The sequence below is a fragment of the Salinisphaera sp. Q1T1-3 genome (assembly GCF_003602005.1).
In the GTDB taxonomy this organism is placed as follows: Bacteria; Pseudomonadota; Gammaproteobacteria; order Nevskiales; family Salinisphaeraceae; genus Salinisphaera.
The window spans coordinates 271,613-293,993 of the sequence record NZ_QZWD01000001.1 but is presented as its reverse complement, the minus strand read 5'-3'; the positions used below and the strand labels follow the sequence as shown (position 1 = coordinate 293,993).

General features: G+C 64.4%; 23 protein-coding genes and 1 riboswitch. Of the genes, 14 read left to right on the top strand and 9 right to left on the bottom strand.

The genetic code is table 11. The annotated features are described in order from the left end of the window. Positions 1-395: 395 nt before the first annotated feature. The 6 genes from D3260_RS01295 to D3260_RS01270 all read right to left on the bottom strand — a co-directional run bounded on the left by D3260_RS01295 (position 396) and on the right by D3260_RS01270 (position 5,357). Entirely contained in the window at positions 396-602 is a 207-nt protein-coding gene (locus D3260_RS01295) for a DUF2945 domain-containing protein (RefSeq protein ID WP_120096747.1), read from the bottom strand. A gap of 61 nt (positions 603-663) precedes the next feature. Further along, positions 664-1,053: a DUF4168 domain-containing protein gene (locus D3260_RS01290; protein WP_147418072.1), complete on the bottom strand. Its 390-nt coding sequence runs from the start codon at positions 1,051-1,053 to the stop codon at positions 664-666. Between the two features lie 79 nt (positions 1,054-1,132). Continuing rightward, positions 1,133-1,552 carry a DUF3015 family protein gene (locus tag D3260_RS01285; RefSeq protein ID WP_233543901.1) on the bottom strand — a complete coding sequence of 140 codons (420 nt, stop codon included), beginning with the start codon at positions 1,550-1,552 and terminating at the stop codon, positions 1,133-1,135. A gap of 102 nt (positions 1,553-1,654) precedes the next feature. Continuing rightward, positions 1,655-3,850 (bottom strand): xanthine dehydrogenase family protein molybdopterin-binding subunit, encoded by a 2,196-nt coding sequence (locus D3260_RS01280; RefSeq protein WP_120096745.1) that lies wholly within the window; start codon positions 3,848-3,850, stop codon positions 1,655-1,657. A 3-nt stretch (positions 3,851-3,853) separates the two neighbouring features. Beyond that, positions 3,854-4,855: a xanthine dehydrogenase family protein subunit M gene (locus tag D3260_RS01275; protein ID WP_120096744.1), complete on the bottom strand. Its 1,002-nt coding sequence runs from the start codon at positions 4,853-4,855 to the stop codon at positions 3,854-3,856. Positions 4,856-4,865: 10 nt separating this feature from the next. Beyond that, on the bottom strand, positions 4,866-5,357 hold the full coding sequence (locus D3260_RS01270; protein WP_120096743.1) for a (2Fe-2S)-binding protein: 492 nt from the start codon (positions 5,355-5,357) through the stop codon (positions 4,866-4,868). Positions 5,358-5,623: 266 nt separating this feature from the next. Here D3260_RS01270 and D3260_RS01265 point away from each other — a divergent pair, with 266 nt between their 5' ends. Both D3260_RS01265 and D3260_RS01260 read left to right on the top strand, forming a co-directional pair. After that, positions 5,624-6,409 carry a sulfite exporter TauE/SafE family protein gene (locus D3260_RS01265; RefSeq protein ID WP_120096742.1) on the top strand — a complete coding sequence of 262 codons (786 nt, stop codon included), beginning with the start codon at positions 5,624-5,626 and terminating at the stop codon, positions 6,407-6,409. 50 nt (positions 6,410-6,459) lie between these two features. Continuing rightward, positions 6,460-7,023, top strand: coding sequence for a hypothetical protein (locus tag D3260_RS01260; RefSeq protein WP_147418071.1), 564 nt, complete (start codon positions 6,460-6,462; stop codon positions 7,021-7,023). Positions 7,024-7,403: 380 nt separating this feature from the next. On the opposite strand, the gene D3260_RS01255 is transcribed toward D3260_RS01260, so the two are convergent. Next, positions 7,404-7,949 carry an AAA family ATPase gene (locus D3260_RS01255; protein ID WP_120096740.1) on the bottom strand — a complete coding sequence of 182 codons (546 nt, stop codon included), beginning with the start codon at positions 7,947-7,949 and terminating at the stop codon, positions 7,404-7,406. After that, positions 7,946-8,557, bottom strand: coding sequence for a nicotinamide riboside transporter PnuC (pnuC, locus tag D3260_RS01250; RefSeq protein ID WP_158583338.1), 612 nt, complete (start codon positions 8,555-8,557; stop codon positions 7,946-7,948). Before pnuC ends, D3260_RS01255 begins: the two co-directional genes overlap by 4 nt. A 38-nt stretch (positions 8,558-8,595) precedes the next feature. After that, positions 8,596-8,694, bottom strand: a riboswitch (TPP riboswitch). A gap of 175 nt (positions 8,695-8,869) precedes the next feature. Between pnuC and D3260_RS01245 the strand changes: the two genes are divergently transcribed. The 4 genes from D3260_RS01245 to ada all read left to right on the top strand — a co-directional run bounded on the left by D3260_RS01245 (position 8,870) and on the right by ada (position 14,909). Further along, positions 8,870-10,132, top strand: coding sequence for an FAD-binding oxidoreductase (locus D3260_RS01245; protein ID WP_120096738.1), 1,263 nt, complete (start codon positions 8,870-8,872; stop codon positions 10,130-10,132). Positions 10,133-10,188: 56 nt separating this feature from the next. Beyond that, the gene (locus D3260_RS01240; protein ID WP_120096737.1) at positions 10,189-10,470 is read left to right on the top strand and encodes a hypothetical protein; all 282 of its coding nucleotides are present in this window, start codon (positions 10,189-10,191) and stop codon (positions 10,468-10,470) included. Positions 10,471-11,456: 986 nt separating this feature from the next. Then, positions 11,457-13,736: a molybdopterin-dependent oxidoreductase gene (locus D3260_RS01225; protein ID WP_120096734.1), complete on the top strand. Its 2,280-nt coding sequence runs from the start codon at positions 11,457-11,459 to the stop codon at positions 13,734-13,736. Between the two features lie 78 nt (positions 13,737-13,814). Further along, the gene (gene ada / locus D3260_RS01220) at positions 13,815-14,909 is read left to right on the top strand and encodes a bifunctional DNA-binding transcriptional regulator/O6-methylguanine-DNA methyltransferase Ada (protein ID WP_120096733.1); all 1,095 of its coding nucleotides are present in this window, start codon (positions 13,815-13,817) and stop codon (positions 14,907-14,909) included. 610 nt (positions 14,910-15,519) lie between these two features. On the opposite strand, the gene D3260_RS01210 is transcribed toward ada, so the two are convergent. Beyond that, positions 15,520-16,452 carry a CysB family HTH-type transcriptional regulator gene (locus D3260_RS01210; RefSeq protein ID WP_120096731.1) on the bottom strand — a complete coding sequence of 311 codons (933 nt, stop codon included), beginning with the start codon at positions 16,450-16,452 and terminating at the stop codon, positions 15,520-15,522. Between the two features lie 238 nt (positions 16,453-16,690). Here D3260_RS01210 and D3260_RS01205 point away from each other — a divergent pair, with 238 nt between their 5' ends. The 8 genes from D3260_RS01205 to D3260_RS01170 all read left to right on the top strand — a co-directional run bounded on the left by D3260_RS01205 (position 16,691) and on the right by D3260_RS01170 (position 22,278). Further along, entirely contained in the window at positions 16,691-18,112 is a 1,422-nt protein-coding gene (locus D3260_RS01205) for an LLM class flavin-dependent oxidoreductase (protein WP_120096730.1), read from the top strand. A gap of 20 nt (positions 18,113-18,132) precedes the next feature. Then, positions 18,133-18,489, top strand: a complete 357-nt coding sequence (locus D3260_RS01200) for a hypothetical protein (RefSeq protein ID WP_147418069.1) — start codon at positions 18,133-18,135, stop codon at positions 18,487-18,489. Further along, on the top strand, positions 18,473-18,832 hold the full coding sequence (locus tag D3260_RS01195; RefSeq protein WP_147418068.1) for a hypothetical protein: 360 nt from the start codon (positions 18,473-18,475) through the stop codon (positions 18,830-18,832). The genes D3260_RS01200 and D3260_RS01195 overlap by 17 nt, the downstream gene beginning before the upstream one ends. Then, positions 18,829-19,158, top strand: a complete 330-nt coding sequence (locus tag D3260_RS01190; RefSeq protein WP_120096727.1) for a hypothetical protein — start codon at positions 18,829-18,831, stop codon at positions 19,156-19,158. Before D3260_RS01195 ends, D3260_RS01190 begins: the two co-directional genes overlap by 4 nt. Before the next feature lie 55 nt (positions 19,159-19,213). Continuing rightward, the gene (ssuE, locus tag D3260_RS01185) at positions 19,214-19,807 is read left to right on the top strand and encodes an NADPH-dependent FMN reductase (RefSeq protein WP_233543919.1); all 594 of its coding nucleotides are present in this window, start codon (positions 19,214-19,216) and stop codon (positions 19,805-19,807) included. 3 nt (positions 19,808-19,810) lie between these two features. Then, positions 19,811-21,061 (top strand): acyl-CoA dehydrogenase family protein, encoded by a 1,251-nt coding sequence (locus D3260_RS01180; RefSeq protein ID WP_120096725.1) that lies wholly within the window; start codon positions 19,811-19,813, stop codon positions 21,059-21,061. Between the two features lie 183 nt (positions 21,062-21,244). After that, a complete protein-coding gene (locus D3260_RS01175; protein ID WP_120096724.1) occupies positions 21,245-21,781 on the top strand; it encodes an alpha/beta hydrolase in 537 nt (178 codons plus the stop codon). Between the two features lie 89 nt (positions 21,782-21,870). Beyond that, complete coding sequence (locus D3260_RS01170; RefSeq protein ID WP_120096723.1) at positions 21,871-22,278, top strand: hypothetical protein; 408 nt, start codon at positions 21,871-21,873, stop codon at positions 22,276-22,278. The last annotated feature ends 103 nt before the right edge of the window (positions 22,279-22,381 follow it).

The window sequence follows — 22,381 nt, the reverse complement described above, 5'->3', positions numbered from 1 at the left end:
CGGGTGGGGCGGTTGAATCGTTCCTGATTGCTACTTGCGCGTCGGTCGCGGCGCGCATGCCAAGCCGTATCGTGTTTTCCGGAGTTTTCGTGGCTTTCAGGCAGATGTGACCGTGTTGGATGGACATCGCACACGGCCTCGCCACAATCCGATATTGGCCCGGTTCGTGACCACGGAGCGTGGCCGGTCCTGTCCGTCGAATGAAGGCCGATCAGTGCGGAGCCCGAATCGCATGTGCAGCCAACGATGATGGCATCGAGCTCGTGGCCGACAGCCGGGCGATGTGATCGGCGCACGCCGAGGATATGCGTGATGGCAACGGCATTGGCGCTATCGACGATACATGTGCGAGCGGGCTGTCTGGCGTGCGCGTTGTTACGCCGCCGGAGACTGGGTTATTTCAGCTCGCTACCCAGCTTGAGGACGCGGTCCCCGTCGTCCTGTTCGATCAGATACGCCGGATTGTCTTCGGTCCCGTTGCGCGTGATTTCGCTGCCCTGAAGCGTTTTGCTGACGCGCTCGGTATAGACCTGAACGATCCGCCCCGAACCCTCGCCATCGCCCCAGTTCCAGCGAGCGGTTTCACCTGTCTGCCTTGCCATATGTGGTACCTGTGAAAAAGAGCCCGGCGCAAGGCCGGGCTCGATGGCATATGACGGCCGATTACTGCGGCGTCATGAACGACTGAATCCGTTCGGTCAATTTCGGATCGTTCCGGGCCTGGTTGGCGATCTGGTTGTAGACCTCGGGATCGAGACCGCTGCTCTTGACGGCCTTGACAAGGGCATCGTTCTCCTGTTTCTGGAGCGTCTGCTTCTGGTCGTCGCCGTCGGCCTTGGCGATCTTGGGCTGCCATTCTTTCATCACGCTCTGGACATTGCCCTGCGCCTTGACGAACTGCTTGAGCTGCTTGTCACTGAAGTCACCCGACTGTGTCTGGGTGGCTTGATCCGCGCTGTCGGCACCGCTGTCCGCCGCGAACGCCGTACCAACCGGCGCTGCACCAATCACGCCGGCAACCGCTGTCATGGCAATCATCTGACGTAGCGTCACGAATCTCTCCAATCGAATAAAGTTGAGGCCTCAGGATACGAGAGATCGCCCCGTTTTGGCTGAACGAAGTCGCGTGCGATCAGCCGGCACGGCGTGACACGGCGGCGGCCACCTCTTTGGTATCGGTCTCGGCGCTGAACAATTGCGCATAGTGCGCCTGCATCCAGGGCCCGAGGCTGTCTGGATGGGTGTCTTCGATCAACGTAGCGAGTGCGTCGATATGCTCGCCGCCGCCGAAGGCAGCCTCGCGACGCAGCGCGTCGTGCTGGTCACGAATATAGGCCCGCGTTTCGGCGCGGCGAGCGGCATCGGGCTTGCCCGCACTGGCGTTCGTGCTCGATCGACTCGAAACCGATACGCCGTGACCGATCGTGTGCAGACCGTCGGCCGCGGTATTGGTGGTGCTGGTCAGCGCAGAACAGCCGGTGAGGGCAGCGATACCGATACCGTGGACGGCCCAGATCATCAGGCGTGGCGGAGTGAGGCGGGCATTCATCATGAGTCGTTCCGGGAAAAGGAAAACGTGTATCGTTCGGCTCAACGGCCGAGCTGCCGGGTGCAGCGGGCCCGCTCCGGCGGCCGGCCCGCTGCCGCCCCATCGTCAGCTCGTTTCCATGAGTTTGTCGAGCATGATCGGCAGGTCGCGGATGCGTTTGCCGGTGGCATGGTGGACGGCGTTGGCCACGGCGGCCTGGATGCCGGTCAGCCCGATTTCGCCGATGCCGCGAGCGCCGAGTTCGTTGAGCTTGTAGTCGGGGTGATCGAGAAGAATGACGTCGAGATCCGGCATGTCCGCGTTGACCGGCACCAGATACTCGGCGTAATTGTTGTTGACCGGGCGAGCGGTACGTTCGTCGTATTCCGTGGCTTCGAACAGGGCCGAGCCGAGGCCCATGACGATGGCGCCTTCGACCTGGTTGCGCGCTGTCCGGTCGTTGATGATCGCGCCGGCGTCGACCGCGCTGACCACGCGTCGCGCGCGCAGCCGTGCGATATCCGGCGCCCAGCCGATCTCGACGAAATGCACGCCGAACGAGCCGTACGAATAACCGGGTTCAGTGGCACCGTCGGAGTGGAAATCGCCGACCGCGCTGGGCAGGCTCAAAGGCTTCAGGATGGCCTTGGCCGATGCCTGATCGCCTTGGCCGTTCTTCACCACGCCGGCCTCGTAGATCAAGTCGTCGCCATTGGCACCTGCCATGGGCGCGCCGTCCTTGACCGCGTATTCGATGAGCCTGTCGGATGCAGCCTTGCAGGCGCCGATCACCGCAGGAAGGATCGAGGCGGTCGCCCAGGAGCCGCCGGAGATCTGGCCGTGCGGAAAGGTGGAATCGCCGATCGCCACGTGTACCCGGTCGATATCGATGCCGAGCGTGTCGGCCGCGGTCTGGGCAATGATGGTATATGTGCCGGTGCCGATGTCCTGTGTCGCGCAGTGCACCGTGGCCGAGCCGTCCGGGCGAAGCGTGACGCGGGCATCACAGGGGTTGCGCATGGCGTCCCAGTTACAGGCGGCCAGCCCCCAGCCCAGGATTTCGTCGCCATCGCGCATCGAGCCGATGGCCGGATCGCGATCGGCCCAGCCGAATCGCTCGGCGGCCCGGTCGTAGCACTCCAGCATGTGGTTCGACGAGAACGGCTTGCCGCCGTCAGGGTCGACTTCGGTGAAGTTCTTGCGCCGCAGGGCCAACGGGTCCATGTCGAGTGCGATGGCCAGCTCGTCCATCGCGGACTCCAGCGCGAACAGGCCGACGCCGGCGCCGGGGGCGCGCATGGGCGTGGGCGTGCCCCGGTCGACGACCGCCGTGGCGTGCGTCACGCGAAGATTGTCGCAGGCATACAGACTCGCCGTGGACCCGCCACAGGCTTCGACGAACGTGTTGATCGACGAGGTACTGTTAATCGACTCGTGCATGATCGATGTCAGCACGCCCTGTCGGGTTGCGCCCAGCCGGAGATGTTGCGATGTCTCCGGGCGATGCCCGGACGTCGTGAACATGTACTGGCGGGGCAGCATGAACTGCACTGGCCGACCGAGTTCGCGCGAGGCGGCGCAGGTGGCCAGGCAATGCGGCCACAGCCAGAGTTTGCCGCCGAAACCGGAGCCGATGAAATCGGCATGAATCTCGATCTGGCTGGGGTCGAGATCGAAATTCTTGGCCAGCGTGTTGCGGGCGAAGATCACGCCCTGGGTCGATTCGTGCACGACCAGCCGGCCGTCCCGCCAGTAGGCGGTCGTGGCATGCAACTCCATCGGGTTATGGGTCTCGACCGGCGTTGTATAGGTCGCATCAACCGTCACTTCCGCACTGGAGAAGCCAGCATCGGCATCACCGCGTTCGTTCCGGTTGGCCTCGGTGGTACCGCGGGCGCGGCCGTCGGCCAGCGTGGCCGCCGCCGATTCGGCGTCATAGTCGACACGAACACGGTAGGCGGCGTTGCGGGCCTGCTCGAACGTTTCGGCGACCACGAACGCCACGAACTGGCCGGCGTAGTGGACGACATCGTCCTCGAACGGCGTGCGCAATTCGTCGACCATGTTCTCTTCGGGAAAACTGGCCGGTGAGCGATGCAACTCGGGAAAATTATCGTGATGGAAGATCTCGATCACGCCCGGCATCTGCTGCGCCTGTTCGGTATCGATGGATACGACGCGACCGCGCGAGATGGTGCTGTAGACCCCGTAGCCGTAGGCCATGCCCTCGGGGTGGAAGTCCGCGGCATAGCGGGCGCGCCCGGTGAGCTTGTCGATGCCCTCGACACGAGGGACAGCGGTACCGATGGTGGCAGTACTCATGGCTTATGCTCCGTTGCCGGCCCGGGCAGCGGCATCGCGCAGGGCGCAAACGATGGCCTTGCGGGCGAGCGGAATCTTGAATGCGTTGTGTTTGTAGGGCGTGGCATCGCGCATGGCCGCGGCAGCCGCCGCCTCGAACGTCTCATCGACGGCGGGTTGGCCGACGAGCGCCTGCTCGGCATCGAGGCAACGCCAGGGCTTGGTCCCGACCCCGCCCAGGGCGATGCGTGCCTCGCGAATCCGATCGCCGTCGAGTGACACGATGGCTGCACAGGAGGCCAAAGCGAACTGATACGACGAGCGATCCCGCAGTTTGATGTACGTCGAGCCGGCGTCGGCGACCGGGGCATCGAGTGTCACATGGGTGATCAGCTCGTCGCCGGCCAGTTCGTGTTCGATGTGCGGCGTGTCGCCCGGCAGCTTGTGGAAGTCGGCGAAATCGATCTCGCGGCTGCCCTCGGCGTCTTCGACTCGAACCGTGGCGCCGATTGCGGCCATGGCGACACACATGTCCGAGGGGTGAACGGCAATGCAGTGTTCGGACGTCCCGAGAACGGCAAAGACCTCTCGATTCCTGCCCTCGATGGCCGAACAGCCGGTGCCCGGCTCGCGCTTGTTGCAAGGCGAAATGCCGTCGCGGAAATAAGAGCAGCGCACACGTTGCATGACGTTACCGGCCGTCGTGGCGCGGTTGCGCAACTGGCGTGAGGCACCCTGCAGCAGCGCCTCGGACAGCACCCGATAGTCCCGGCGGACGCGCTTGTCATGGGCGAGTGCGGTATTGCGCACGGTCGCCCCGATGCGCAGGCCGCCGTTGTCAGCGGGCTCGATCGCATCAAGGGCGAGTCGATTGACGTCGACCAGCCGCTCCGGCTGCATCACATCGAGCTTGACGAGATCGATGAGGGTCGTGCCGCCGGCCAGATAAGCGGCCGCATCGTTACCGGCGTGGGCGGCAACCGCGGCCCGGGCGTCCTCGGCGCGCTTGTATTCGAATTGTCGCATCGATGAGCTCCTAGCCGGCCTTGCGCGCGGACTGGATGGCCGCAACGATGTTCTTGTAAGCCCCGCAGCGACAGATATTGCCGCTCATGGCCTCTGCGATATCGGCATCCGTATCGCCCACGGCGTGGTTGTGCATCAGTTCGGTCGCCGAGACCATCTGCCCGGGCGTGCAGTACCCGCACTGGAATGCGTCGTGATCGAGAAAGGCCTGCTGAACCGGGGAGAGCGTCTCGCCGTCGGCCAGACCTTCCACGGTCGTGATGTCGTCGCCGTCGTGCGTCACGGCGAGCGAGAGGCAGGAATTGACGGCCTCGCCGTTGACGAGAACGGTGCAGGCCCCGCACTGGCCGTGATCGCAGCCTTTCTTCGTGCCGGTCAGGCCGAGGCGATCACGCAGCGCATCGAGCAGCACGACGTTCGGCGGCACATCGAGTTGGGTCATCTTCCCATTGATACGCAGGTCGATCGCGACATCGACAGGCATGTTCGTGGCGTCCTTCATGGCGGACCTCACTGACTGATGGTGCGCTCAATGTCGCGCATCCCCGACGGCCCGACAAGCGTGGCGATTTCTGATGTAGTCGACTATATAGCGAATTGCAGGGGCGATTCCTGGCATGAGGTTTGGTTTTTAACCTTCTGAAAATAAAAGGCTATATAAAAACAAGACGCCGCTATAAAATGGCGCACAAAATAGTGGCGCCGCTTCGCGCGACGGGTCATATCGGCTATTGTTCCGTGTAGTAACCAGCGAATCCCCGCAATTTCATGGAAAGCGTGCTGCTCTATCTGCTCATCGGTGCCGGTGGCGGTTTTCTCGCCGGGCTGTTCGGCATCGGCGGGGGCATCGTGATCGTGCCGCTTCTGGTGATTGCCTTCGGGCTGCAGGGGGTGGCCGACGAGCTCATCATCCATGCGGCGATCGGCACCTCGCTGGCCTGTATCGCGATTACGGCGGTGTCTTCGACCTGGGCACATCATCAACGCGGGGCGGTGCGCTACGACTGGCTGGGGCGGCTGCTGCCGGGCCTGGTCGTCGGCGCCGTCATCGGTGTGTGTATCGGCGACAGGCTGTCCGCCGGCGTGCTCAATCTGTTGCTCGGGCTGTTCTTCCTCGCGCTGGCGGCTCGCATGTGGATCAACAGTCGCCCACGCGGTGAAGGCGGGATCCCGGGTACGCTCGGTCTATCAGCGGCCGGAACCGTCATCGGTGCGATATCGGCACTGTTCGGGGTTGGAGGCGGCGCATTGACCGTGCCGTTTCTGAGCTGGCGCGGTGCGATCATGACGCAGGCGGTCGGGACTTCGGCGGCGTCGGGGCTTCCCATCGCCATCATCGGCGCGCTGACGTCGATGATTGTCGGCTATGGCAGGCCCGGTCTGCCGGCATGGTCCACGGGGTATGTGGTCTGGCCGGCCATGGCCAGCATCGTCATCCTGAGCGTACCGATGGCTCGTCTCGGGGCCGCGGCCGCGCATCGATTGCCGGCCCTCTGGCTCAAACGCGGTTTCGCTGTACTGCTGGCGATCGTGGCCATCAAGTTTCTGGTCTGACGAGCCGACGCGCGCGTCGGTTCGTGCTGTCAAACGCAGAGGTGATCGACATGCCCCCTGTCATATCGGGCGCTCGCCCATGGATCGGACCGGTCCTCGTCTGCGTGATGCTGTCGCTGACGGCTTGCACGGCGGATGCTCCGAGTGCTGAGCAGAACACAGACCCGGCCAACGCCGACACCAGCGCAGCCGTGCATGCGTCTGCCGAAAAACCAACGGATGTCGATACATTACCGAGTGGCGCGGCTGACGTCATACGGCGCTATTACGACGCGATCGATCACCGTGATTATTCGACGGCCTACCACCTGTGGGGCCCACGAGATGGCGATCGCAACGCCAGCGGCAAGACGCTCGCCGACTTCCGGCAAGGCTTTGCCGATACGCAATCCAGTCGCGTCGCGGTGGGCACGCCGCGACAGCCGGAGGGCGCGGCCGGCTCGATCTACATCACTGTCCCGGTCACGGTCATCGCGACACAGGACTCCGGCGCGCAAAAGCGCTTTACCGGGACCTACGTCCTCCGCCGGGTGAATGATGTCGACGGTGCCACCCGGGCGCAGCGGCGATGGCATCTGTATTCGGCCGATCTGCATGCGACCGGAACCGACTGAGCCCTGTCTTCCGGCCGCAACTGTATTAGGGCCTGTTAACACGTCCCGCGTGCGCCGCGCCGGCGCTCATTTTTTGCAAGACAAGGCATCGGGCGCGTACGGCCGTCATTCTGGTGTCGCGAACGACAACGCCGGATTGCGGAAAAATGACCGCCGTCCCGTCGGGTTGCGCGCAGGAACCGGCCATGCGGCGTTGCACGGCTTGACCTTGCCGGCGCCATGCGCCTTGCCTGGCCGGTTTCTGGGCGGCAACGCGGTCACGCGCGAAGTGTCAACAGGTCCTGATATGCCGGCGCATGCTCGGGCACCGGGCGCTCGACGAGCAGGGCGTCGTACCGAGTTTTGGTTCTCCCGCGCTGGCACGGCGCCGAGATTCGTCTTCAGAAACGAAGATCGCCGCGGCGCAGGGCTTCAACGGCTGTCACGGCCCGGGCGAATCGGGTTTCGAAGTCACCACGTAGCGTGATTGACGGCACCGGCAGGGCCGCGAGCGCGGCTTGCCACCGTTCGGCCAGGCGGGCCCGTTCGCTCGGCCTGGCGAATGTGCGCTGGCCGTCGTCGACCCAGGGCATATCGATATCGCAATACAGATACAGGGCGAATCGTGTCGCGCGGCGGGGAGCCATACTGCGAACCCAGGGTGGGCAGCGTCCCGGAAACAGGAGGTCCACCCAGAGCCGGTGCGTGAGCAGATCGGTATCGCAGAAGACGAGATCGGTCGCGCGCGCGGCCGCGGCCTCCTCGTTCGCGATCTGACCGCGCGCGATCATCGGCAGATCGGCAGCCGTGACATGCCCATCTCGTGCAGCGAAGAACCCGCGAACGTATTCCGCGCTCCAGGGCGCATTGAAATGGGCCGCCAGGGCCGAAGCAAGTGTTGTCTTGCCGGTGCTTTCGAACCCGAACAGCGCGACGCGAGCGATCATGTCGTGTCTTCGTGCTGCATCGAGCGCCGCCAGGAGACGAGGCCAATGAACGACAAGACGAGATAGATCAGATACAGGCCAACGAACCAGTACAGGCCGATGGCGGCGTAGACACCGATGCCGGCGAGGTTGACCATGACCCAGCCCAGCCAGGCTTCGATCTTCTTGTGTGCCTCGAGCCACTGCGAAATGACGCCGAAGGCGGCGATGAACGCATCCCGCCAGGGCATCGGATCCCCCACGCGGTCGAGCAGCAGACCCCAGGCCAGACAGGCCATCAGCCCCGCGACGACGAACCAGATACGATGACGCGTGGAAAGCGTCGTGACCGGCAGACTGGCTCGGCGATCGTTCGCGGGGTGCGTCCAGCACCACCAACCCCAGGCCAGGGCGATGAAATAGACGGCCTGCAGGCAGGCATCGGCGAAAAGACGCTGCTGAGAGAATACGATCCCGGCCAGAACCACCTGCACGAGGCCGACCGGGAAGTTCCAGAGACTCTGACGGGTCGCCAGCCACACGCCGAGCAGCCCGAGGATGGTGGCGCTCTGTTCGAGCGGGGTTGCGCCGGCCAGGCCCTGCCAGATCGTCTCGATCAGCGCGGTCACGATGTGCCCGGTTGTCGGCACCGGCGCCGGTGACGGTTCGACATGCGATATTCCTTTCCTACGCCGGCATCATCCGGATCAGGTTCAGGGGTCGTTCCAACGGAACCTCTCAGCCAAGGGCTCCCCCAGGTGCGGTTATCGTAGAACCTGTGGCGCGGTCTTGCACGGACGGCGATCCGGCGACGGCCGAGCCCCAGGTATCGAGGGCCGATAGCGGTGCCCGTGGCCGGCGTCGAGCCAGCGGCGCACAAACGCTTGACGCACGTCCGATAGCGCCTAGCATTGAGTCTCCAACGACATGGGACTGATGTCATGACGTCCGACACACTGGTTCTCGGCGCAGGCATGGTGGGCGTATCGATTGCCTGCCATCTGCAGGCGCGCGGTCGATCCGTCACGCTCGTCGATCGGCGTGCGCCCGGACGCGAGACGTCTTTCGGCAATGCCGGCCTGATTCAACGCGAAGCGGTACAGCCGCATCCCTTCCCGCGTGACTTGGCCAACCTCTGGCGCGTGCTGCCGAACAAGAGCATCGACGTGCGTTACCGCGCGGGGGCGATGTTCTCCGAAGCCAATCCATTGTGGCAATACTGGCGGTATTCGGCGCCGCGGGCCTTCGAGCGCATCGTGCCCGAATACGCGGCGTTGATCATGCGCTGCACCGCCGAGCACGAAGCCCTGTTTCAGCCGGCCGGCGCCAGCGCGCTCGTGCGTCGGGACGGTTGGTTGCAGGTGTTTCGCACGCAGACCGCATTCGAGCAGTTTCTGGCCAAGGCCGAGGATTTCCGGACCCGCTTCGGTGTGACCTATGAGCGAATCGATCCCCCGCGGCTCCGGGAGATGGAGCCGGATCTGTCGCTGGAGGTCGTGGGCGCCGTGCACTGGACCAATGCCTGGTCGGTGATCGATCCCGGTGGACTCGTCCAGGCCTATGCCGACTATTTCCGCTCGCTCGGCGGGCAGGTGGTCCAAGCCGAGGCGACCGATATCGCACGACGCGCCGGGCAATGGCATCTGGAGACCGCGGGCGGTCGGCTGAGCGCCACCGACATGGTGCTCGCGACCGGTCCATGGTCGCCGGCCTGGCTCGCGCGGCTGGGTTACGACATGCCCATGTTCGTGATGCGCGGCTATCACATGCATTACGATCCGGCGCCCGGCGCCACCCTGCATTACGGCATCATGGACGCCGAGAAGGGGTATCTGCTGACGCCGAAATCGGCCGGATTGCGCCTGACGACCGGCGCCGAACTCAACACCATCGATGCCGCGCCGCGTCTGGGCCAGCTCGAGGCCGCCGAAGCCACGGCGCGACAGTTCTTTGCCTTGGGCGAGCGCCGTGAACAGACCCCGTGGAAGGGCGCCCGGCCCTGCCTGGCCGACATGAAGCCGGTCATCGGCCCAGCGCATCGCCACGAGGGTCTATGGTTCGCTTTCGGGCACGGCCATCAGGGCTTCACGCTAGGCCCGGCCACCGGCCGCCTGATCGGTGAGATGATGGACGGCGAAACGCCGTTCATCGATCCCGGGCCCTATGCCAGTGATCGATTTCATGCCCGCGAATCGGCGATTTGAAACCTCGCGAGACGCCCCGATGATCGGAGCGTCATGCCAAACAGCCGAGCCAAGCGATGAGCAGCACTGACATGCCCCAAGCGCCGCAGGGTCACATCGACATCGGCGGCGCCGCCATACCGCGTGATGAACTGGCCAAGGTGCTGCCGGACATCGAGCGTTTCGAGGCCAACCTGACGGATGCACTGGCCGTGGACTCGCACATGAAACAGGGCGACGGCGCCGTCCCCGACTTCGTGCGCCAATGGTCCGAGGAGCGGCTGGCTGATGTGATCGTCACGCTCAAGGAGCTGGGCAGCCTGCGCGAGCAGCTGCTGCGCCATCAAAGCCCGGCGTGAGCACGCATCGTGCCGTTGCCAGATGACCGCTCGGTTATCGCGGGCGGTGCCGTATCGATTGTCGCGATCGCACGGACCGGCGCAGGCACAAACCGCGGCATGTACAGCGCTCATCACACGTCAGCCTGGCATGCCGTTTTCGACGGCCTGCGGCTCGGCACTGAAATGCCGACTTGCCGCAAGACACGGCTGTGGGCGCCGGGCCCGCCCGGCTTGTGAGCCGATCGCTTCATGGATTGCCCCCGGAATGGTCGCAGCCGCACGACACCCGGCATCCCGTTGACAGCAATACCGGCCGTCAAGGCGTCGACGAGCCGGCCGCCGGCTAGGGCCTGTTGATGTTTCGTTCGAGCGCCTTTTCGTCGAGAGACCGCAGTGTGTCGGGCAAGGCGCGAGTCGCCGATCGTGGCGTGCCGCGATTCAGACGCGCAACGCCGCCGGGCGCCCACCGTTTATTTTTCATGGGCGGCCCAACCCGAAGAGACAAGCGCCCCAAAATCAAGAACACGACGGCAATACAGCGTTCTAGCAGGCTGGCGCAGAACGACGCGCTATGCGTGCTATGCCTCGTCTTGCCGCCCATCGTCAATTTCAGGGCGCACTTGGCGCGGACTCGCACGACACATCAACAGGCCCTAGCGCGAAAACGCATCGTCGGGCCACTGTTGAAGAAGCAGAAGACGAACGCCCAAGGGCACCGTCTCGTCATCGATACGTGATTGGCCGATTTTTCCAAGGCGTCGACACGGCCCGTTGATCAGGTCGTGCCGGAACACCAGTCACGCGGATTGCGCGAACCGACCACATTTCGACGACAGAAGATGCCCAGCGCCTGCGGGCGCGGCTGTGCGGGCGCGGGTGGCCGATTGCCCGAGCGTCATCCGGCAAGCGGCTATCGACAGTGAGAAGCGATAGCGTTGCACACGGCCGGTCATGGTCCGCGCAATCACGTAGGCTGGGGGCGGCACCCGCCTGATCGGCTTTCTATGACCCGCCATCTCTTCGGTACCCATTTCGGCCTGTACGAGACCGACGATAGTGCCGCGTCGCCCGGGCTACGCGGCATCGAGGAAGATCCGAACCCGACGGCATTCGGGCGTCATTATCTGGCGCTGTCCGAACACGCGCACCGCATTGCCCGACCGATGATCCGGCGCGGCTGGCTCGCCGGTGATGAACGATCCCGGCGGGGATCAGACCGTTATGTCGCCGTGGACTGGGAGACGGCGCTGTCGCATGTTGCCGCCGAGCTTACGCGGGTATCGCAGACCCATGGCAACCGTGCGATCTATGCGGGGTCCTACGGCTGGGCCAGCGCCGGCCGGTTTCACCACGCCCAGAGCCAGCTCAAGCGTCTGCTGAACCTGGCGGGCGGCTATACCGACAGTCGACACAGCTACAGCTATGGCACGGCCGGGGCGTTTCTGCCGCATGTCCTGGGAATGCCTTATGCCGGCACCAACGCCTGTGCGCCGAGTTGGGATCAGGTCGCGGCCCATACCGATTGCCTGATCGCCTTCGGTCTGCGGCTGACCAATGCGCAGTGCGATCCGGGTGGGGTGGCCCGTCATACCGTCGAGCAATGGCTCGGCCGCGCGCTGGACCGCGGCATGCGGCTGGTCGTGGTCAGCCCGGACGCCGGCGATGTGCCCCGTCATCCGAACGCCGAGCACATTGCGTTACGACCCAACACGGACACAGCACTTTTGCTCGCCTGCGCGCATCGGGCCGTGGCGACCGGCCGGGTCGATCACGAGGCGCTGGCCCGGCAGACGGTCGGCCATGAACGTTTCATCGGTTATCTCGTCGGCGATACGGACGGCCAGGCGAAGGACGCTGCCTGGGCGTCGACGATCACGGGGGCCTCGATCACCACGCTCGAGCGTGTCTTCGACGCGTTGGACATGGATACGGTGCTGCTCAATCTCGGCTGGTCCTTGCAGCGGGCGTCCGCCGGTGAGCAACCCTACTGGGCGGCGATCGCGCTCGCAGCAATACGGGGCCAGATCGGCCGGCCCGGCGGTGGCTTCGCCTTCGGCTTGGGCTCGGTCAACTCGGTGGGCCAGCCGGTGCGCCATCTGCGCGCGCCGGGGGTCAACCAGGGCACAAACCCGGTCGGCGAATTCATTCCGGTCGCCGCGATCGCCGAGTTGCTGGATCCGAACGTCGAGACGCTGGAATATAACGGCCAGACGCTCGTATTGCCCGATATCCGGTTGGTCTACTGGGCCGGCGGCAATCCGTTTCATCATCATCAGGATCTGAACCGGCTGCAGGACGTCTGGCAACATCCGGAAACAGTGGTCGTTCACGAACCGGTGTGGTCGGCGACCGCCCGGCATGCCGATATCGTGTTACCGACGACACTGCCGTTCGAGCGCAATGATCTCGTGGTCTCCAGCCAGGATCGCTCGATCGCCTATAGCCGGGCGGTGCGGCCGCCGTTCGGCCAGGCCCGCGATGATCACGACATCTGTGCCGGCCTCGCACAACGATTGGGTCAGGGCCGGGCGTTCACCGGAGATCGCACGAAATCCGAATGGCTGGCCGATCTTTATGCCGGCTATTGCGAGCGCTTTGATGGCCTGCCGTCGTTCGAAACCCTGAAGACCGAGGGGCTGTTCACGCTCGATGCCGAAGACGAGGCGCCGGCGACCACGACCTTGCTGGCTGCCTATGCCGAAGATCCGGAACGCTATCCGCTCGAGACGCCGTCGGGGCGTATCGAGCTGTATTCGGCCACGATCGCGGCATTCGACTATGCAGACTGTCCGCCGCATCCGGCTTGGGTCGAACCGACGGAGTGGCTTGGCGGCAACACCGCGCGAACGTATCCGCTGCATCTGCTCTCGCCGCAGCCAGCCAATCGCCTGCACAGCCAGCTGGATAGCGTCGGCGACAGCCAGGCGGCCAAGATCGATGGGCGCGAAGTGGCCACCTTCGCCGCGGCAGACGCCACAGCGCGCGGGATCGCGGCCGGCGATACGGTTCGCCTGTTCAACGACCGCGGTGCGTGTCTGGTGGGCGCGGCCGTTTGCGATACCTTGATGCCGGGCGTGGTGATATTGCCGACCGGCGCCTGGTTCGCCCCGGGAAAGGACGTGCGCGGCCGCGCGATCGAGCGGGCCGGCAACCCCAATGCCGTGACCGGCGATTTCCGAGCCTCCCGCCTGTCGCAGGGGAGTGCGGCCAACAGTTGTCTGGTCGAGGCCGAACGGACCGACAGCGCACATGCGCCGACAGTCGAAGACGGCATCCACGAATGAAAGCGCAATCTTTGGCGCGTCCTAGGCAACCGGCCGGTATAGATTGGTGATCAGGATGATGTATCGGGCGGATCGGCGATGGATGACACATGCGATGACAGACGCTGGCAGGCCGTGCTGACCAATGACGACGGTGCCGACGGCATATTCGTCTACGCAGTCGCAACGACCGGGATCTATTGTCGGCCGAGCTGTCGTTCGCGTCCGCCGCGGCCGGAGAACGTGCGTTTTTTCAACGACGCCGCCGCGGCGAGGGCGGCCGGTTATCGCGCCTGCAAACGATGCCGCCCCGATCGGGATCGTGCGCGTGATCCCCGCATGGCGCGGATCACGCAGGCATGTCGGCTCATTGAAGCGAGCGACAAGTCGCCGCGGCTGGTCGACCTGGCACGCCGACTGGGCATGAGCCGCTATCACCTGCATCGCCTGTTCAAGCAGACCGTCGGCATTACGCCGCGTCAGTACGCGATCGCCTGTCGGGACCATCGTGTCCGCGCAGCACTGGCCGGCGGAAAGCGCGTCATCGATGCGCAGGTCGCGGCCGGCTTCGAGTCCAGCGGTCATTTCCATGCCGCGGCCGGCCGATCGCTCGGGATGTCGGCTTCAGCCTATCGCCGTCAGGGGGATGACCAGACCATTCGCTTTGCGGTCGGTCAGAGCCGGCTCGGCGCGATTCTGGTCGCCGGGGCGACCCGGGGCGTCTGTGCGATCACGATCGGCGACGATCCGGACGCGCTCGTTCAAGCGTTGCAGGATCGTTTCGCGCGAGCCAAACTGGTTGGCGATGACGCCGAGTTCGCGCGTCATGTGGCCCGGGTGGTGGGCTTCATCGAGACACCGGCGCGCGGTCTGGACCTGCCGCTCGACATTCGGGGCACCGTATTCCAGCAGCGGGTCTGGCAGGCGCTGCAGGCCATTCCCTGTGGCGAGCAGACAAGCTATGCGGAGATCGCCGAGCGCATCGGCGCGCCCGGCGCGGCGCGTGCTGTCGCCGGTGCCTGTGCGGCCAACCCGATCGCCATCGCCATTCCCTGCCACCGGGTCGTGCGCACCGACGGCACGATGTCCGGCTATCGATGGGGCATCGCACGCAAACGGGCGCTGCTTGCGCTCGAGGCCGAGGCGGGTGACGCCACAGACCACACCGCGAACGGCTGTGTGCCCGAGCGTTGACCGGGCCGGCGCCGGCTCGGGTCCTGTGATTAATCCGGCATCAAGACAGCTGACGACGTCAGCTGTTTTCAACGCCATCGAAAGAAACGCCGGCCCTTGTCCGTCTTTTTATTTGCAATGGTTTCACGGCCGTTGGCCGTGAAGCGCGTGCTTTTGCACACGCGCGTTATCAACCCGAAAAATCATCTGTTTTTATGCCGGGTTAATAACACGTCGCACGCAGGAAGTGTTGACAGGACCTGGCTGTGACATGGCGCGGTCTTCTGGTGTTCGGTCGGCTGTCGGTACGTCATGAATGCGTGTGAAGCCGGCAAGCCGCTGCTTGAAAGCGCACGTCTGAACGAGGCGATCGGCCATGATGGGCGGGGCCGCGAAGATCACGCGATCGTCGGGCCTGCCTGGTATCGCGTCGCGGCCGCACGTGTCGGGGTGTCGACGCCGCCGATGGAAATGGCTTTGCGCGATATGCTTTTCACGAACCGGCGATTTGCGATACGCGATATATGGCATCTAGGCTCGGCTGGTCTTGCGCATTACCGGACTTTGCGAGCGTCGGTGCCGGTTTCGGCCATCGGCGTGCGTCTTTTCGATGCCGGCGAGACATGATCGATCAGGCGTCCTCGCGCGACATCAGCCCGCGGATGGTCTGCTCGGTGAGATCCTCGCGGCAGATATTGAGGAATTTGTAGATATAGCTGCGCAGGAAATAACCGCGGCGCAGCGCGATGTAGCTGGTGTTCTTCGGGAACAGATGCGCGGCCGGCAGGAGCACGAGCCCGCGATCCCGGGCCTCGTGATAGGCCATGGACGCGATCAGCCCGACGCCGAGATTCAGCTCCACATAGGTCTTGATCACGTCGGCATCGAGTGCCGTCAGCACGAAATCCGGCGTGATTCCGGCGTCCTCGAAGACCTGGTTCAGCCGGCTGCGACCGGTGAAGCCCTTGTGATAGGTGATCAATGGAAACTCGGCGATCCGTTCGAGCGTCAAGGGCTGTCCGTCGGCCAGCGGGTGGCCTTCGGGGACAATGACCGAGTGGTGCCATTCATAGAACCGGAAGCAGGCGAAGTTGCGGGTCTCGTTGGCCAGGCCTTCGGTGGCCACGCCGATATCGACCTTACCGGCCTTGAGTAGGGAGACGATTTCTTCCGGGCCGCATTGATGCAGCTCGAGGTGTACCTTGGGAAAGGCGGCCTTGAACTGACTTACCACCGGCGGCAGCGCATACCGCGCCTGCGTGTGGGTGGTCGCGATCGACAGCTGGCCTTCCTCTTCGTGCGTGAGCTGCATGGCCGAGCGCTTGAGATTCTCCACGTCGAGCACAATGCGCTCGATCAGGCTGATCAGCATGCGGCCTTCGCCGGTCAGGCCAAGCAGACGCTTGCCCTTGCGTTCGAACAGATCGACGCCCAGCTCGCCCTCGAGGTCGCGGATATGCTTGCTGGCTCCGGATTGGGAGGTATGTAACGCGGTCGAGGCATCCGTCAGGTTGAAATCCTGACGCACCGTTTCACGCATGATGCGCAGCTGCTGAATATTCATCGAAAGCCAATCTTTAAATCGTTTTTGGGAATATAGATCACATCGCTGATATCAAAATAATATTTAAGGTCGATATGTATATTCCGAATCGCGATTACCGCTGCATTTCTTAGACCTGTCAGGCAAGACATGCAAAGCATCTTTCGCGACAAGCACTTTCTGCATTGCTATTTCCTTTGGCGCGTCCGGCTTCGTAGCGTGGGCGAACGTAATGCCCCAGCGACTTCAGGAGTGCGGCATGAGTCAACGCATCATTCTCAACGCGTTCGACATGACCTGTGTCAGCCATCAGGTGGCCGGGACGTGGCGGCATCCGGACAACCGCGCCGAGACCTACAAGGATCTGGACTACTGGATCGAACTCGCGCGGCTGCTCGAATCCGGCGGGTTCGATTCGTTGTTCATCGCCGACGTTGTCGGTGTGTACGATGTCTATCGTGATTCGGTCGAAACGTCGTTGCGCGACGCCGATCAGGTCCCGGTCAACGACCCGTTCATGCAGATCTCGGCGATGGCCGCCGTGACGTCGCATCTCGGGTTCGGCGTGACCGCGGCGCTGACCTACGAACAGCCGTATGCCCTGGCCCGCAAGTTCTCGACGCTGGATCATCTGACCAAGGGACGGGTGGCCTGGAATGTCGTGACGTCCTATCTCGATAGCGCGGCGGCCAACATGGGGCTGGCCCGGCAGATCTCGCACGACGAGCGCTACGATCTCGCTGATGAGTTTCTGGACGTCACCTACAAGCTCTGGGAGGGCTCCTGGGAGGATGGCGCGGTCGTACGCGACCGCGAACGCGGGGTGTTCACCGATGCCGAGAAAGTCCATCCGATCAGCCACCGGGGGCATTATTTCAACGTGCCCGGCATCCATCTATGCGAGCCGTCGCCCCAGCGCACACCGGTGATCTTCCAGGCCGGGGCCTCGCCGCGCGGCCAGCGGTTTGCGGCCCGACACGCTGAAGGCGTATTCGTCGCCCCGGCGACGATCGCCCAGTCGGCCGAGCTGACGGCCAGTATCCGATCCCAGGCCGAAGCGGCCGGGCGTGACCCGGCGCATCTCAAGATCTTCGCGCTGCTGACCGTGATCACGGCCGCAAGCGATGCCGAAGCCCAGGCCAAGTACCAGAGTTATCGCAACTATGCGAGCGGCGAGGGCATGTTGTCCTTCTATGGCGGCTGGACAGGCGTCGATTTTTCCCGCTACGACCCGGATCAGCCGTTGGAGGCAATCGACAATGACGCGATTCGCTCGGTGCTGGCGCTGTTGACGAAAGCCGATCCGGATCGCCAATGGACACCGCGGGACATCATCGAGCGGCGCAGTATCGGCGGCATCGGCCCGGTTCTCGTCGGCGGCCCCCAGACCGTAGCCGATGCGCTCGAGCGCTGGGTCGACGAGGGCGGCGTCGATGGCTTCAATCTGGCCTATGCGATCACGCCGGGCACGTTCGCGGACTTCATCAGCTGGGTCGTGCCCGAATTGCGGCGCCGCCGCCGCGTGCAGACCGATTACGGCGCGAACACGCTGCGTGCGGGACTGCTCGGTCGCGAGTCACCCCGCGTGCCCGACGACCATCCCGCGGCTCGTTATCGCGGTGCATTCGTCAACGCCGACAACGCCAGCGATCGCACGCTCGCGTCGCCGTTCGCGGCGTAGCGCCTGCCAATACGATACGCATGACGATAGGACAATCATCGACATGCGATGTCGTCCTGCATTCCTTCACGATTTTTTCGGCGCCACACCGGGATCGCCGCATGGGCACGCGCGGCGATGATGCATATCTCGAATGCTCACTGACCATTGACGGCTTTCCGGCGGAGATTGCCGAGGCCGGTGTGAATCATGCCGTCGTGGTCGGCCGTCAGGCCCGGGACCAGCACATCGACAACGATCGTCTGACCGGCATCGTGGTGCGGCCGCGCCGCTCGTCGGTTCGGGTCCGTGTCGATCCTGTCGGTCAGGGCGTAGAGATCGCACTGGCCGAGATTGAGCGAGCAGTCGATACGCTCGCGCGTGTCATTCAGAGATAGACAGCCGTATTACCCCGCCGGTGGTGGCAGAGAAGGCCTGCAACGCCGCGTGGCGCCCCGTCGGGACAACCCGAAGGGCCGGGCCGATCTCTGGACGACACGCTCGAGGCTGGTCACGGTCAATCTCGGGCTCGGCTTCTTCTTGCCAGCGTCCCACGCGGATGATTCACGGCAGCTGTTTCCGATCTGCAAACGCTGTGCCGCCCCCGGCGTACCGGTGGCGCTCGTGAACGGACCGACCATGCCGGATCCGGTCTTCAATGACGCGGATGCCGTGATCCGCGTGGCCCACGTGTTTCCGAGGCTACCGATTATTGGCTATCACGGCTTCTATCGCCCGTGACGCGGATCAGCGCCGGCGCGCTGCGCCACGAGAACATCTTGATCGTCCCCGACATGTATCGCCTCCTGCCTGGTAGCCCGTTGTACATCGAGGCGGCCAACGGTTTCCTGCCCGACCGGCTGCTTTTCGGATCGTCGTATTCGTTTCAGCCGATCGAACAGAGTATTGCCGATGCAAGGCAGCTCGGATTCACCGATGCCGCACCGGAAACGTTTCTCGGTGGCAATGCAAAGCACGCGCTTTCGTCGTCATGTGCGGGGCCATATACGCGAAACCGAATAGCTTTGTCGGATTTATTGTTCGGAACCGGGCAGCGGGCTGCGTAGGCTCGGGACGTCTTTGAAACATACGACATCGATCCAGGAGTCCATGTTGAATATCGTGCTCATCGCCGGTAGCCCCGGCATTCCCTCCCGTGTCGCGACTGCCGCCGATCATGTGGCCTGGCGGCTGCAAGAGCAGGGGGCAACGACCGCGACCTTCGATGTGAACGCATTCGATCCCGCGGCGTTGCTCTATGCCGATACCGAATCCCCGGCGATTCGGCAATATCTGGCGCGTGTGGCCGAGGCGGATGCGATCGTGATCGCCACGCCGGTCTACCAGTCCTCGTTCTCGGGCGTACTCAAGCTGTTGCTTGACCCGATTCCGCAGAACGGGTTGAGAAACAAGATCGCGCTGCCGATCGCCAGCGGTGGATCGCCGAATCATCTGCTGGTGCTCGATTACGCGCTGACCCCCGTACTTTCGGCGCTTGGCGCCGACAGCATCCTCAACGGGGTCTATGTCACTTCCTCTGAGCTCAGCCGAACGGAGACCGGTTATCGCATCGGCGAGGCGATTCGGGCCCGGCTCGATGATGCCGCCACCGAACTCCATACGCGGCTCGTCGGCGTGGCCAACGCTGCCACGCCGGCGAGCACCTATCGTGGCGCCCGCGATGCCGCGACGCTGATTCGCCGCGCTGCAGGCTGAGCCATGGCTGCGCCCCGAACCGCCGCTGACCTGTCGGCGCCCGCAGCGGCACAATCCACGCCCCCAAGAACGCCCGGGTCGGCTGACGAGGCTGCCGACTGGCTGGCGATTGCCGACGACGTGGCGGCTCGGCTGGACATCACGGCCGCCGAGCGGGACGCGGTCGGCGGCCACGCCGCGGCCGAGCGTGCGCTCATCCGTGGCAGCGGGTTGCTGGATCTGTCCATTCCCGCGGCGATTGGCGGCGCAGGGCAATCCTGGGCGACGATCCATGGGGTCGTGCGGCGGCTGGCGCGCGCGGATTCGGCCGTCGCCCACGTCCTGGCATTTCATCATCTCCAGATCGCGACCGTCATGCTCTACGCCACGCCGGACCAGCAACGGCGGCTGTTGCAACGGACCGTGCGCGAGAATCTGTTCTGGGGCAATGCACTCAACCCGCGTGACCGACGATGTCGGGCATACAGGCATCCGTCCGGCGGTTATGTCTTCAACGGCGACAAGTCGTTCTGCTCGGGATCGGTCGACGCCGATTATCTGACGGTTTCAGCTTATGACGAAGCCAGCGATGCGCTTGTCATCGCTGCCATACCGGGCGACCGTGCAGGTCTGGATATTCGAGGCGACTGGGATGCCATCGGCCAGCGCCAGACCGACAGTGGTTCCATCGGCTTCAATCGAGTGCGCATCACTGCCGAGGACGTACTTCTGGCCGCCGACGCGCCGACCACGACGCGTCATCAGCTGCGCAGCTGCCTGGCACAGCTTGTCCTGGTGAATCTCTACGTCGGCCTGGCCGAGGGCGCGCTGGCCACGGCACGCGAAATGACCACCACCCGGGCTCGGCCCTGGGCGGCTGCCGATGTCGAGGCGGCCATAGACGATCCTTACGTGCAGCATCGCTACGGCCGTCTATGGGTGCGCCTGCGTGCGGCACAACTGCTGGCCAATCATGCCGCGCAGGCCGTGGATGCGTTGTTTTTCCGGGACGGGTCAATCAGCGCGGCAGAGCGGGGCGACGCCGCGATCGCCGTGGCCGAGGCCAAGGTGGCCGCGCACGATATATCGCTGGAAGCCGGCAGCGAGCTGTTCGAGCTCGGCGGAACGGCGACGGTGGCACGCCCGCGTCATCTCGACCGTTTCTGGCGCAATGCGAGAACACATACCCTGCACGATCCAGTGGACTACAAGCTGCGGGACCTCGGGCGTTGGGCGATTTCGGGCACGTATCCCGAGCCTACTTCTTACTCCTGATCGAGGTGGCTTGGCATGTAGCCTCAATCCGGCACGTTTTGTGGCGCCGGTTGTCGGTCGATGCTGCAGCAAAACGGCGTTGCGGTTCTCGTCTCGGGCGAAAGATCATGCCATCCCATCCGCCGGCCCGCGTCCGGCTGTCTGTCCTGACTCGTGCGGGCTGTCCCGCGGAGGTCCTTGAACATGGCTTCGTTTCTGATCGTGCCGGGCCGCGGCGACAGCGGGCCGGGGCACTGGCAATCGATCTGGCAGTCGCGGCTTGCGGCCGAGCGCGTCTTCCAGCGCGACTGGGAGCGGCCGCAATTGGTCGCCTGGACCCGATCGGTCATCCGTTGCATCGACGCGCGCGACGAGCCGCCGATCCTCGTTGCGCATAGCTTCGGTTGTTTCGCGGCCGTCGCGGCTGCTGCGCGCCGGCCGATGCGTGTGCGGGGGCTGTTTCTGGCCGCACTCGCCAATCCGGCGCGTTTCCCGGATGACAGCGTCGCACTGCCGAGCGCTCGGCTGTCGGCGCCGAGCGTGCTGGTTACCAGCCAGGACGATCCCTGGTTGTCTGAAGAGACTGCGGCAGCCTGGGCGCGTCTGTGGGGCTGTTGCCGGATCCCGGCGGGGCGAGCGGGCCACATCAATGCTGACAGTGGCCACGGTGAATGGCCATGGGGCCGGGCACAGCTCGAACGACTTGTCGACGCCACCGCGGATGTTTCGTCACCGCTATAACGTCTCCGCCGGTCGATTGCACCGACCGGCAGCGACAAGGGCACTTCGAGCGGCTAAAGTGCGGGCCGGTACGGTCGATAACATTCGACATGACGACTCGCCCCCTGTTCTCGCGGCTGCTCGGCCGATCGATCCTGGTGCTCGCCGCGGCCGGTCCGGCCTCGTCCGTGGCACTCGCGCACGACAGTCCTGTCCCCGATCGAGTCGATCGCCCGCATTCCGATCCACATGGACCGGTCTGGCACCCGGGGTCTGGCGCGTTGCCGGACGGATATCTCTACCGCACGCTCGGTATCGATATCCGGCCCTCGCTGGAACACTGGCAGGGCAACTACCGGCCCGACAGCTATCGATTGCAGGGTTACGACGGAGAGCCCGCCGGCAGACATGTCTGTCACGGTGAACACGGCCGGACGCTGTCCAGTGCCGGGACATCCTGTCCGCCCGGCCAGAGTCCGCCCAAGGGTGGGCGACATTTGTCGACCGATCGGCCCTGATCCGGTTCGTTGTCGGTACCGGTGGACAATAATGGTTCGTTACCGGCGCGCATGATCGTGCTGCGTCGATCTGAGACATGAGCTGCATGTAGTGTCGCGGCCG